This is a genomic window from Pseudomonas rhizosphaerae (assembly GCF_000761155.1).
Lineage (GTDB): Bacteria > Pseudomonadota > Gammaproteobacteria > Pseudomonadales > Pseudomonadaceae > Aquipseudomonas > Aquipseudomonas rhizosphaerae.
Genome location: NZ_CP009533.1, coordinates 531876 through 544248, shown reverse-complemented (window position 1 = coordinate 544248; position 12373 = coordinate 531876). Strand labels below are relative to the sequence as shown.

The following is a 12373-nucleotide window of genomic DNA, read 5'->3' as shown; positions in this document are numbered from 1 at the left end:
GGCGTTTACCCCGGTGCCACAGGTGTGAACACCGCCGCCAGGCGCTCGGCGCTGGCTTGCAGGCTTTCGTTGTCGTTCAGGCCCTGGCGCAGGTAGCGCACCAGTTGCGGCTGCAAGGCAATCGCCAGGTCGGTTTCGCGGTCGCCACCGGGCACGTAGGCACCGACGCTGATCAAGTCGCGGCTCTGCTGGTAGCGCGACCACAGCTGCTTGAACTGCTGGGCCTGGCCCAGATGCTGCGGGCTGACCACGCTGGGCATGACCCGGCTGATCGACGCTTCGATATCAATGGCGGGGTAATGCCCCTCCTCGGCCAGACGCCGGGACAGCACGATGTGGCCGTCGAGCACACCTCGCGCCGAGTCGGCGATAGGGTCCTGCTGGTCGTCGCCTTCGGACAACACGGTGTAGAACGCGGTGATCGAGCCGCCGCCGGCCTCGGCGTTGCCGGCGCGCTCGACCAGCTTGGGCAACTTGGCGAACACCGATGGCGGATAGCCCTTGGTCGCCGGCGGCTCGCCGATGGCCAGGGCGATTTCCCGCTGGGCCTGGGCGAAACGGGTCAACGAGTCCATCAGCAGCAGGACGTTCTTGCCCTTGTCGCGAAAATATTCGGCGATACGCGTGCAGTACATGGCGGCGCGCAGGCGCATCAGCGGTGCTTCGTCGGCGGGCGAGGCCACTACCACTGAACGCCGCAGCCCCTCCTCGCCCAACGTGTGTTCGATGAACTCCTTGACCTCGCGCCCACGTTCGCCGATCAGGCCGACGACGATGATGTCGGCCTCGGTGAAGCGCGTCATCATGCCCAGCAGCACGCTCTTGCCTACGCCGGTGCCAGCGAACAGGCCCAGGCGCTGGCCACGGCCCACCGTCAGCAAGCCATTGATGCTGCGAATACCGACATCCAGCGGCTGGCTGATGGGATCGCGCTTGAGCGGGTTGATGGTCGGGCCGTCCATTGGCACCCAGTCCTCGGCCTTCATGCCGCCCTTGCCGTCCAGCGCGCGCCCGGCGCCGTCGAGGATGCGCCCGAGCATGCTCATGCCCATGGGCAGGCGCCCGGTATCGGCCACCGGCACCACTCGCGCGCCGGGCGCGATGCCGCTCACGCTGCCCACTGGCATCAAGTAGATCTTGCTGCCCGAGAAGCCCATGACTTCCGCTTCGACCTGCACCGGCTGGTCGCTGTCGTCGTTGATCACCACGCAGCGACTGCCCATGGCGGCGCGCAGCCCTTCGGCTTCCAAAGTCAGGCCGACCATGCGCAGCAGGCGCCCTTCGACGATGGGCTGGCGCGGCAGGTCGATGGCCGCCTCGTAGCTGCCCAGACGCTTGCCGAAGCTGGTGCGATCAAGCTTCATCGGGCGCCTCCAGGTCGATGTTGATGTCGGCCGGAGCCGGATGCATGTTCTGCTCGTGCAATTGGTCGAACAGTTGCGCGATGGCCTGGGTGATGCGCGTTTCCATGCTGGCATCGATGCGGCTGTGTTCGGTTTCGATACGGCAGCCACCGGGCTGCAATGCATCGTCTTCCTGGATCCGCCAGTTTTCCTCGTGCTTCTCGCGCAGCGATTTGATCTGCTCGAAGTCCTGGGGGTTGATGAAGATGCGAATATTGTTGGCGCCCATGGGCAGCAGCTTGAGCGCTTCGCGCAGCACTTTTTCGATCTGGCTGGAATCGGTCACCAGCTCGCGACGAACGACCTGGCGCGCGATGTGCCCCACCAGCTCGACCAGGGATTTTTCGATCTGGGTGTCTTGATCGGCGATGGGCGTCAGCAGGTGCCCCAACAGGCGGTCGAACTGGGCGAGCTTGGCAGCCAGCGCGGCTTCGGCTTCCTGGCGCACCTTGAGCTGGGTGCTGTGGAAGCCTTCCTTCTCGCCCGTGGCGAAGCCCTCGTTGTAGGCCTCCTGGCGAATGGCTTCCAGCTCTTCCAGGGTGATGGGTTGCACTTCGTCGAGCGGAACTTCTTCGATCTCCTCGACCGACACCGGGGCCGGTACCACCTCGGCGACGGGCCGCTCGGGATCGAAGCTGGGCAACGCCCACAGGTCGGCACTGCGCGCGTCGACGGCGCGAATCAGTTCACTGACGGGTTCTTGCGGGGGGCGGGACATGGCTTGCGATTCCTGACGCCTGGGTGCGAAGTGGGGCCGCTCGGAGCCGGCTGCCGCAGGGCAGCCGACTGCAACGACAGAGGTCTGGGAAAGGGATGATTAGATCATCTCTTCCCCGCCCTTGCCACCGAGCACAATTTCACCCGCTTCGGCCATGCGCCGGGCGATGGTGAGCACTTCCTTCTGCGCCGACTCGACGTCGCTGACGCGTACCGGCCCCTTGGCTTCCAGGTCGTCGCGCAGCAACTCGGCCGCACGCTTGGACATGTTCTTGAAGATTTTCTCGCGCACGCCTTCGTCGGCGCCCTTGAGGGCCACCACCAGCACGTCCGAAGACACTTCGCGCAACAGTGCCTGGATGCCGCGATCGTCGACGTCCTTGAGGTTGTTGAAGACGAACATCAGGTCCTCGATCTGCCCGGACAGTTCTTCGTCGACCTCGCGGATGGAGTCCATCAGTTGGCCCTCGGACGAACTGTCGAGGAAGTTCATGATGTCGGCAGCACGCTTGACCCCACCCAGGGTGGTCCGCGTGGCGTTGGAGTTGCCGGAGAATTGTTTCTCCAGAATGGTATTGAGCTCTTTCAACGCTGCCGGCTGGACGGTGTTGAGCGAGGACACGCGCAGGATGATGTCCAGGCGCGCCTTGTGCTCGAAATGCGCCAGCACCTCGCCAGCCTGGTCGGGGTCAAGGTAGGCCACGACGATCGACTGGATCTGCGGGTGTTCGTAGCGAATGACGTCGGCCACGGCCCGCGGCTCCATCCACTTCAGGCTGTCCAGGCCGCTGGTATTGCCGCCCAGCAGGATCCGGTCGATCAGGCCGTTGGCCTTGTCTTCGCCCAGGGCCGAGGTCAGCATCTTGCGGATGTAGTTGTCGGAGCCTACGCCCAGGCCGGTCTGGTCGCCGACCACGGTGACGAACTCGCTCATCACCTGCTCGACCTGCTCGCGGTGCACGTTGCGCATCTGCGCCATGGCCACGCCCACGCGCTGGACTTCCTTGGGGCCCATGTGGCGAAGCACCTGCGCCGCGTCGGTTTCACCCAGCGAGAGCAGGAGGATGGCGGCCTTGTCGACCTTGGTCAGCTTGGGGGTGACGGCTTGTGAACTACTCATCGGCATTGATCCACTCTTTCACGACCTGGGCCACACGGCCCGGGTCTTCGGCCACAAGACTCTTGATTGCATTCAACTGGGCGTCATAGCCCTCGGTCGGGCTGGGCAGCAGAATGCTCTGCGGACCACCCAGGCTGACCCGATCGTTGGCCAGCTCACTGTCCATGCCCAAGGCGGCTACACCGCCCAGCGCGCCAGCGGCACCGAGTTCGGCATCGCCTGCCTTGCCCTTGCCACCACCGGTGATGTTGGTCAGCACCGGACGCAGCACACCGAACACCAGGACTAGGATGAACAACACGCCCAGCGCTTGTTTCATGATGTCCCAGAACCACGGTTCCTTGTAGAACGCAGGCTCGGTGATGACTTCAGCCGAATTGGCCGCGAACGGCACGTTGATCACGGTCACGCTGTCGCCACGGCTGGCATCGAAGCCCACCGCGTCCTGTACCAGGCGGGTGAAGCGCGCCAGTTCTTGGGCGTTCCAGGGCGCCATCGTCACCGTACCGTCGGCCGGGTTGATCTTGGCCTGATCGTCCACCACCACGGCGACCGACAACCGAGTCAGGCGACCCTGCTGCTGCTTGGTGTGGCTGATGGAACGGTCGAGCTCGAAATTCTTGGTCGACTGCTGACGCTTGTCGGCCGGGTACGGCGCCAGCATCGGCTGGCCGGTGGCCGGATCCATGATCTGCTGGCCGTTGGCGTCGAGCAGCGGTTGGCCCGGCTGGATCGCACCGGCCGCGGCCTGACCCTGGGCGGCGTTCTGTGGCGCGGTGGCCGGCCCCGGTGGCTGGTTGCTCAACGCCCCCGGCACACCCGAAGGGCCGGAACCACTTGAACGCTGTTCCGTGGTGGACTGCTCGCTGCGCAGCGCTGGTTGCTCCGGGTTGAACTGCTCGGAGGTGGACTCGACCGCGCTGAAATCAAGATCTGCAGAGACTTCGGCCTTGAAGCGATCGTTGCCCACCACTGGTTGCAGGATGTTGTGCACGCGTTGGGTCAGCATGCTTTCCATGCGTCGGCTGTAATCGTACTGCTTGCCAGCCATGGTCAGCGCGTTGTCTTCCAGCTGGGCCGACAGCAAGGTGCCCTTCTGGTCGACGACCGACACGTTGGACTTGTTCAGTTCGGGGACGCTGGTCGCCACCAGATTGACGATGGCCGCCACTTGCCCGGCGTCCAGGGTGCGGTTGGGGTACATTTCCACCAGTACCGAGGCGGTCGGCTTGCGCTCGTCGCGGACGAACACCGAGCTTTTCGGAATGGCCAGGTGCACACGCGCTGCGCGGATGTTGTTCAGGCTGCCGATGGTACGGGCCAGTTCGCCTTCCAGGCTGCGGCGATAACGCGCGGTTTCCATGAACTGACTGGTGCCCAGGCCCTGTTCCTTGTCGAGCGATTCGTAGCCGACATTGCCGTCGCTGGGGGCGACGCCGGCCGACGCCAGGGCGATGCGGGCGCGCGACTGGTCGTCGGCCTTGACCAGCAAGGCGCCGGAGTTGGGCTCGACGGTGTAGGGGATGTTGGCCGTAGTCAGGGTGTCGATCACCTGCTTGGTGTCCATGCCCGCCAGGCTGCCGTACAGCGGACGATAGTCGGGCTGTTGCGACCACAGCACCACGGCAAAGCCGATGGCGACGCTGGCCGCCAGGCCGACCAAAAGGCCGACCTGACGCAGCATGGTCATCTGCGACAGATTCTGCAGGACGGACAGACCCATGAGCGGCGATTTGTTGCCGCTCTTGGCCGGGAGATTGTCGGTGGTCGCTTCAGCCATGACTCAATTCGTCCTCAGACCGGCATCTGCATGATGTCTTGGTAGGCCTGGACCAGTTTGTTGCGCACCTGGGTCAAGGCCTGGAAGGAGACGCTGGCTTTCTGCGAGGCGATCATCACATCGGTGAGGTCGACGCCGCTCTTGCCGATCTCGAACGCCGAGGCCAGCTGGCTGGAAGCGCCCTGCACGTCCGCGACCTTGTTGATGGCGCCGCCAAGCATGTCGGCAAAGCTGCTGGCGCCGACTTCCGGCGCCGCAACCGCCTTGGGTCTGGCCATGGCGTCCGCCTGCATGGCGCGCATGTCCAGCATCAAGCGGTTGAATTCAATACCTTGGCTCATGGGTGACCCTCTGCGACGACCTGCGTTTTTTTGACACTGCTGCATTCACTACAGAGGTATTAGCAAGGAGGGTGCCAGTTGCGGTGGCAGGGTTGCGAAACAGATCGATGGCGACAAATCACCACACCCACTGGCGGTCAGCGGGCGCGGTTCAGGAGGCGAACAGGCTGGCCTCCACGTCCATTCCGGCATCGCGCATCTGCGCCAGCTTGTAGCGCAGGGTCCGCGGGCTGATGCCCAGGCGCTCGGCGGCTTCCTTGCGGCGGCCACGCTCGCTGCGCAGGATGTCGATGATCATCTCGAATTCGCGTCGGCGCAGATCGTCTTCCAACGCACCGGCCGCAAGCCCGGCCGGCGCCTGCGACTCCAATGGCAACACTGGGGCGCGAGACTGCACCACCAGGCTCAACGGCGGCAACGGTGCCGCGGCCACCGAACCGACCAGGCAGAAATCAGCCGCCTGAATCAGGCCGCCGTGCTGCAGGATCAACGCGCGCTGGATGGCGTTGTCCAGCTCGCGCACATTGCCTGGCCAGGGGTGGTCGAGCAGTGTCTGTTCAGCCTGCGGCGAGAAGCGCACCGGCACGTGCTTCATCTTGTCGACATGCCGAGCCAGCAGCCGTCGCGCCAGCGGCAGGATGTCGCCGCGGCGCTCGCGCAGGGGCGCCCAGGCCAACGGAAACACCGACAGCCGATAGAACAGGTCTTCGCGGAAGCGCCCCGCCGCCACGTCCGCCGCCAGGTTGCGGTTGGTGGTGGCGATGACGCGTATGTCCAGGGCAATGGGTTTGCGCGCGCCGACCCGCTCGACCTCGCGCTCCTGCAACACGCGCAACAGCTTGGCCTGCAGCCCCAAGGGCATCTCGGAGATTTCATCGAGCAGCAAGGTGCCGCCATCGGCCTGTTCGAACTTGCCGGCCTGGGCTGCGATGGCGCCGGTGAACGCGCCCTTTTCATGGCCAAACAAGGTGGCCTCGAGCATGTTGTCGGGAATCGCTGCGCAGTTGATGGCCACGAAGGTCTGGTCTGCGCGTCGCGACTGCTGGTGGATGTAGCGCGCCAGTACTTCCTTGCCGGTACCCGACTCGCCGGATATGAGCACCGTGGAATCGCTGCGCGCGACCCGCGCCGCCAGCTCGAGCAAGGCCAGGCTGGCCGGTTCGAGGGCCACCGGACCTTGATCGGCACCGGGCGGGATCAGGCCGCGGCCATGGCGGGTCACCAGATCGAGCAAGGCGCGCGGCTCGAACGGCTTGACAAGGTAATCGGCTGCACCCTGGCGCATGGCGTCTACCGCCCGCTCGACCGCCCCGTGGGCAGTCATCAGTAATACCGGCAGTTGCGGCTGTCGGGCGCGCAATAGCGCAAGCAGTTGATGCCCATCGATGCCGGGCATGTTGACGTCACTGACGACGATCCCGAAAGGCTCGCGTGCTACCGCCAGCAACGCCTCCTCGGCGCAGCTCACCGCTTCGAATTCGAACCCGCCCAGCTCCAGCGTATCGCCCAGGGCTTCGCGCAGCGCACGGTCATCCTCGACCAGCAACACCTTAATGCTCATGGTTCGCGCTCCTGCAGGGCCACCAGCGGCAAGGTCAAGGTGGCGCAGGTGCCGCGGCCAACGGTGGAACGCAGCACCAGATCCCCCTGATGCGCCCGCGCCACTGCCTTGACCACCGACAGGCCGAGCCCGGTCCCGGTAGCCTTGGTGGTGAAGAACGGCTCGCCCAGGCGGGCCAGCGTCGCCGCCGCCATACCGGGCCCGTCGTCGCTGACGCACAGGCGCAGGTTATCGCCACGGCTATACAGATGGACTTTCAAGCGCGCCTGCCCGGCGCTGGCCTGGATCGCGTTGCTCACCAGGTTAAGCACGGCACCGACCAGGGTGTCCTTGTTGCACAGCAGCTCGCCAGCGTGGCTGTCGCACTGCCAGCGCACGGCCACTTCTCGCACGTGAGGCTGGGCGGCGGCCTGCAAGGCCTGCAACAACTGCCTGGGCGCCAGGCGATCGGACAACGGCAGCTCGCCGCGGGCGAACACCAGCATGTCGCGCACCTGATGTTCCAGTTCGTGCAGACGCTCCTTGAGACGGTTGGCGAAACGCTGCTGGGTCTGCACCGGCAGGGGTTTGTCGGTCAGATGGCTGGCGTACAGCAGCGCGGCTGACAGCGGCGTGCGAATCTGATGGGCCAGCGAGGCCATCATCCGGCCCAGTGACGACAGCCGTTCGCTGCGCGCCACGTCGCTCTGCAATCGGCGGGTTTCGGTAAGGTCGGTGAGCAGCACCAATTGACCGGGTTCGGCGTCGAGCGAGCGGGTGGAAATCGACAGGCGTCGCCCATCGATCAGGGAAATTTCATGGCCATCGTCGCGACGTGGGGCAAAACTGCGGACGATCACTTCGCGCCACAGCTCACCCTCCAGTGGCGCCCCGAGCATGTCCAGAGCGGCCGGATTGGCCTCGCGCACGCGCCCTTGCCCATCGATGACGATCACCCCACCGGGCAACAGATCGAGCAGGTTCTGCAAGCGATTTGCCAAGCGCTCCTTTTCCGCCAGTTCAGCCAGACGCTGCGCGCTGACCACTTCCAGTTCACCCTTGAGTGCTGCCACGCGCTCTTCGAGCATGCTGTAGGAGTCGCTCAGGCGGTCGGACATCCGGTCGAACAGGAGGAAGGACTGGTCCAAGGCCTGGCGACCGTCGGTAGGCACGGCAACGTCGCTACGGGGCTGGGAAGCGGACGGCTGGATAGCGGCCTGTGGCATGGCTCTCTCTCACTTGGCTCACCGTCAAAAACGGTATCGTGAAAGGGATAAAAGCAATAGCCGTGCCGGATGAAAGCCCGAGGGATGCAGGGAGTGTGAGTGTATGTTGGGAACCGCGAGGAAAGCCTGTGAGTTCAGACGCTTGGCGCGTTTCGAACGAAGCGCTAGGTAGTGCAACAACCCTGGCCGCTGCTGGAGAAGCAGCGGCCATTCCGGCTACAGGCGTCAATCCTCTGCCTGTTGCTCTTCGCCTTCACCTTCGCGGCGGCTCATGCCGTACTTGCGCATCTTCTCCACCAGGGTGGTACGGCGGATGCGCAGGCGTTCGGCAGCGCGCGCGACGATGCCGTTGGCGTCGTCCAGTGCCTGTTGGATCAGGCCCTGTTCCAGGCCGCCCAGGTAGTCCTTGAGGTCAAGACCTTCGGGCGGCAGCATGGCGCTGGAGGCGAAGTCGGGCGTATGGCCGTTGATTGCCACGCGCTCTTCCAGATCGCTGCGCAGGCTGTCGACCAACTGCTCGTCTTCGTCGTCCACGTAGCGGAATTTCTTCGGCAACTCGACCACGCCAATCACGCCATAGGGATGCATGATCGCCATGCGCTCGACCAGGTTGGCCAGCTCACGCACGTTGCCCGGCCAGCCATGACGACACAGCGACATGATGGCCGCCGAGTTGAAACGGATCGAGCCGCGCTTCTCATGCTCCATGCGCGAGATCAGCTCGTTCATCAGCAGCGGAATGTCTTCCACCCGCTCACGCAACGGCGCCATCTCGATGGGGAACACGTTCAGGCGGTAGTACAGGTCTTCACGGAAGGTGCCGACCTCGATCATGCTTTCCAGGTTCTTGTGGGTAGCAGCGATGATGCGTACGTCAATACTTTGAGTCTTGTTGCTGCCCACGCGCTCGAATGTCCGTTCCTGTAACACTCGCAGCAGCTTGACCTGCATCGGCAGCGGCATGTCGCCGATCTCGTCGAGGAACAGGGTGCCGCCGTTGGCGAGCTCAAAACGCCCGGCGCGACTGGTGATCGCCCCGGTGAAGGCGCCTTTCTCGTGGCCGAACAGCTCGCTTTCGAGCAACTCGGCCGGAATGGCGCCGCAGTTGACCGGCACGAACGGCGCGTCGCGACGCTTGGAATGGTAGTGCAGGTTGCGCGCGACCACTTCCTTGCCGGTACCCGACTCGCCAAGGATGAGCACGCTGGCATCGGTATCGGCCACTTGCTGCATCATTTGCCGCACATGCTGGATGGCACGGCTGGTGCCGACCAGGCTGCGGAACAGGTTGGGTTCGCGCTGACGGCCGCGTTCGCGGGCCTGGTCGTACATCTCGCGATAGACCTGAGCGCGGTGCAGCGAATCGAGCAGCTTGCTGTAGCTGGGTGGCATCTCCAAGTGGGACAACACGCGACGCCGCAGGTCGTCGGGCAGCTCGACGGCGCCTGGCTCGCCCAGCAGAAGCACGGGCAGGAACTCGTCCCAGTTGGCGAGCGTCTTCAACAGGCCGGCAAGATTGCCCGATGCAACCTCCCCTACCAGGACGCACAACACCTCGCGGCTGGACGACAACGCATCGACTGACATCTGCCAGTCGCCGCTGCCGCAGGCCAGGTTGTCTTCGCCAAGAAAGTTCAGGATGACCGCCAGATCCCGGCGGCGAACGCTATCGTCATCGATCAGCAGAATTTTGGTTTCACGCCACATGCAATAGCAACTTCCCTAGTCAACTCGAAGCCCCAAAGGGCGCTCTCGACGTTTTCGGCCATGGTTTCAGCTAACAGACGCCAGACGAATCGTAACAGCCACTAGTAAAGTCAAAAAAATCGACTTAGTCAAATTTATGGCGCAGTGGCTGTCAACGGAACAGATGGTAAACCTTTGCAGCGTTCTTCGCTTGGGTGAACTGTGACATTTCGTCGACAACTGACTGACGCGCTAAACGAGTGACGTTGAGTAATTGACGGTAGACCTCGAGCAGATCTTCCAGATGACTGCGCAGCTGGGAAGGGTCTTCCGGAACCTCCTGCAACACGCTGTCGACGCAAGCGCGGCATTCGATGTCCAGAACGCCAATCGCATCCCAGTCACCGGCCTGCATCGCGTCCACCAGAGCATGGCGAGTCTGCTGAATCCGCTGTAGTGCACTCATGGCAAACTCCTCAGGCTGGCAGGGCCGAATCGTGGTTGGCGATGGCGTCCCAACCGCTCTTGACGGTGATCATCAGCCGGGCGACTTCGTCGATCAGCTGTGGATCGTTCTTGATGTTGGCTTCGGTCAGGCGGCCGGACATGTAGGCGTAAAGGTCGTCGAGGTCCTTGACGGACTTTTCATTCGCAGTTTTGCTCGGATCCAGCCCCTGGCGCAGGCCACCGATGATGGCCACGGCCTTGCCGAGCATTTCGCCCTTCTGCGCCACCTGGCCACGGCTCAGCGCACCCTTGGCCTGGGCCATGCGATCGAGGCTCCCCTGCATCAGCATCTGCACCAGCCTGTGCGGCGTGGCCTCGGATGTCTGGGCATGGGAATCGACCTTCTGGTATTGGCTCAGCGCTCTCATGGCGTTCATTGTCGCGGACCTCGTAACACATGATTTGATGTTGTATCGCTTGGTTACTATGTCGTCGCGGGCGGGAAAAACTTTAGCCAGCCAAAAGGGAATATGCGAGGGAATGTGACATCAGGCCGATAACGTCGGCGATATAGAGGAATTCGCAGGGTGTGGATACGCAAAAGCCCGGTAGGAACCGGGCCCGCGGCTTTCACCAGGAATCAATCGCTATCGGTTTTGTTCAGCGCATTGAGCGTGGTCATGATGCTCTTGCTGGTGGCGTTCAGCTGCGCAACGAGGGTGTCCATCGCGGAATACTTGGCGTTCAATGTATCGGTGAGGTTTTTGATCCGGCGATCCAGGGCTTGCTGCTGCTCGGTCAGTTTGGTCAACGTGCCGGAGAGTGAGTCCGAACGTGAAGATAAAATGCCACCCTTTACGGCATAGGCGTCGGTCGCAGTTGTCATGCGCGACAGCAGGCCGTCCTTGCCGGTGAACATGTCCTGGATGGCCGCCACGCTGGCGGTGTCCGCCATGGCAGTGTTCCACTTGGCATCGTCCATCACCAGCAGGCCGGTTTTCTGGTCGGTGTTGATCCCGAACTGCCCCAGCGTCAGCTTGCTTGAGCCCGAGGATGATACCAGCTCGTTACGCATCGACTGGATTAAATGGCGCACGGTGGAGTCGCCGGTCAGGCCTCCTCCGCTGGTCGTCCCATCGGCACTGGTACTGACCTTGGTCAAGGTGTTGAGCTGGGTCATGAGCGCGTTGTAGGCGTCGACGAACCCGGTGGTGGCTTTTTTCAGGGTGTCGGTGTTGGTGGTGACGCTGATGGTCGTCTTTTCACCGCCGGCCTCCAACAGTTTGATCGACACGCCACTGATAGCAGCTGCTACTGTGTTGGTCGACGATTCCATCTCGATGCCGTCGATCTTGTATTTCGCATTGCCTGGCGCAGTAACGGTGGTGGTAGTAGTCAATTTGTCGAGCCCGCTGTCGGCATTGGCCGACATGGAAATTTCGGTGCCCGAGCCTGTGGTCGACGAACTCAGTACCAGACGCGAGCCACTGGCGTCGGTCAGGATGTTGGCACTGATGCCACGGCTGGCCATCTGGGTATTGATCAGATCACGGGTCTGCGCCAGCGTGGCGCCTGCCGGAATGCTGACTTTGCTGTCCTTGCCGGATTGACTGATCGTCAGGTCCTGAGCCGACGACGTAGCGTTGACCACCGCCGCGCTCTTCTCGGCATACACGCCGGAAGAGATCTTCGAGGCGCTGGCCAGGCTGGTCACTTCCAGCGAGTAGGTACCGTTGGAGGCAGAATCGGTCACGGTCACCGACGCGGTCTTCTCGTTGGACGAAGCACTGGTCAAGCCACTGAAGGTCGAGGCCTTGTTCATCGCTGCAACGGCAGTGCGATAGGTTTCCAGCGCGCTCTTGACGGTGCCCACGGCGGTCAAGGTCGTGGAAGTGGTCAGCGTTTGCGTATCGATCTGCTTCTGCTTGGGCGCTTTTTCAGCATTCACCAACGCTTTGACGATAGCGTCGGTATCGATGCCTGAGCCTACACCGCTGGACTTGATCGCGCCGCTGGTGCTGGTCGTGGTACTGGTACTGGAGGTACTGGCGGTCGCGGTAGTGGCCGTGGTGCCGGTGGTGGAGGAAACAGTAGCCATCGCAATCTCCTAGAA

The 12373-nt window shown here is 63.2% G+C and carries 11 protein-coding genes; all 11 read right to left on the bottom strand.

Annotated elements, in window-relative coordinates:
* Nucleotides 1-5: 5 nt before the first annotated feature.
* The 11 genes from fliI to fliD all read right to left on the bottom strand — a co-directional run bounded on the left by fliI (nt 6) and on the right by fliD (nt 12358).
* Nucleotides 6-1364 carry a flagellar protein export ATPase FliI gene (gene fliI, locus LT40_RS02420; RefSeq protein WP_043186043.1) on the bottom strand — a complete coding sequence of 453 codons (1359 nt, stop codon included), beginning with the start codon at nt 1362-1364 and terminating at the stop codon, nt 6-8.
* Nucleotides 1354-2121 carry a flagellar assembly protein FliH gene (gene fliH, locus LT40_RS02415; protein WP_043186040.1) on the bottom strand — a complete coding sequence of 256 codons (768 nt, stop codon included), beginning with the start codon at nt 2119-2121 and terminating at the stop codon, nt 1354-1356. Before fliH ends, fliI begins: the two co-directional genes overlap by 11 nt.
* A gap of 99 nt (nt 2122-2220) precedes the next feature.
* A complete protein-coding gene (gene fliG / locus LT40_RS02410) occupies nt 2221-3240 on the bottom strand; it encodes a flagellar motor switch protein FliG (protein ID WP_043193255.1) in 1020 nt (339 codons plus the stop codon).
* Entirely contained in the window at nt 3233-5020 is a 1788-nt protein-coding gene (fliF, locus tag LT40_RS02405; protein ID WP_043186038.1) for a flagellar basal-body MS-ring/collar protein FliF, read from the bottom strand. Before fliF ends, fliG begins: the two co-directional genes overlap by 8 nt.
* A 14-nt stretch (nt 5021-5034) precedes the next feature.
* Nucleotides 5035-5361 carry a flagellar hook-basal body complex protein FliE gene (fliE, locus tag LT40_RS02400; RefSeq protein WP_043186035.1) on the bottom strand — a complete coding sequence of 109 codons (327 nt, stop codon included), beginning with the start codon at nt 5359-5361 and terminating at the stop codon, nt 5035-5037.
* Nucleotides 5362-5512: 151 nt separating this feature from the next.
* Nucleotides 5513-6922 (bottom strand): sigma-54-dependent transcriptional regulator, encoded by a 1410-nt coding sequence (locus LT40_RS02395; RefSeq protein WP_043186031.1) that lies wholly within the window; start codon nt 6920-6922, stop codon nt 5513-5515.
* Nucleotides 6919-8127, bottom strand: a complete 1209-nt coding sequence (locus tag LT40_RS02390) for a sensor histidine kinase (RefSeq protein WP_043186029.1) — start codon at nt 8125-8127, stop codon at nt 6919-6921. The genes LT40_RS02395 and LT40_RS02390 overlap by 4 nt, the downstream gene beginning before the upstream one ends.
* Nucleotides 8128-8352: 225 nt before the next feature.
* Nucleotides 8353-9834 (bottom strand): sigma-54 dependent transcriptional regulator, encoded by a 1482-nt coding sequence (locus LT40_RS02385; protein WP_043186027.1) that lies wholly within the window; start codon nt 9832-9834, stop codon nt 8353-8355.
* 151 nt (nt 9835-9985) lie between these two features.
* The gene (locus LT40_RS02380) at nt 9986-10279 is read right to left on the bottom strand and encodes a flagellar protein FliT (RefSeq protein ID WP_043186025.1); all 294 of its coding nucleotides are present in this window, start codon (nt 10277-10279) and stop codon (nt 9986-9988) included.
* 10 nt (nt 10280-10289) lie between these two features.
* The gene (gene fliS, locus LT40_RS02375) at nt 10290-10697 is read right to left on the bottom strand and encodes a flagellar export chaperone FliS (protein WP_043186022.1); all 408 of its coding nucleotides are present in this window, start codon (nt 10695-10697) and stop codon (nt 10290-10292) included.
* 203 nt (nt 10698-10900) lie between these two features.
* A complete protein-coding gene (gene fliD / locus LT40_RS02370; RefSeq protein WP_084139706.1) occupies nt 10901-12358 on the bottom strand; it encodes a flagellar filament capping protein FliD in 1458 nt (485 codons plus the stop codon).
* Nucleotides 12359-12373 lie beyond the last annotated feature (15 nt).